Genomic DNA, 382 nt, shown 5'->3' with positions numbered 1-382 from the left:
GTAGCATTCCTGCCGCCAACCACGGCGCCGAAGTGGCGATCGTGGGCGCAGGCATTGCCGGGCTGGTGGCTGCCTACGAGCTGATGAAGCTGGGCTTGAAGCCGGTGGTCTACGAAGCCTCGAAAATGGGCGGTCGCCTGCGTTCCCAGGCTTTCGAAGGCGCCGAAGGCATCATCGCCGAGCTGGGTGGGATGCGCTTTCCGGTATCGTCCACCGCTTTCTATCACTACGTGGACAAGCTGGGCCTGGAAACCAAACCCTTTCCCAACCCGCTGACGCCGGCATCCGGCAGCACCGTTATTGATCTGGAAGGCCAGACGCACTACGCGCAAAAGCTCTCCGACCTGCCGGTGTTGTTCCAGGCGTCAGCGACTTCCTGGAA

At 62.0% G+C, this 382-nt stretch carries 1 protein-coding gene; it reads left to right on the top strand.

Translation table 11 applies throughout. From position 1 onward, the window contains the following. Window positions 1–382, top strand: a 382-nt coding sequence (locus AC0L3U_RS38615) for a flavin monoamine oxidase family protein (RefSeq protein ID WP_473364992.1), incomplete at both ends; no start/stop codon positions are given.

This window comes from Bradyrhizobium sp. Kon69, from assembly GCF_055807515.1.
Note: the sequence above shows the minus strand (reverse complement) of the source record. Positions and strands in the feature narration are given on the sequence as shown.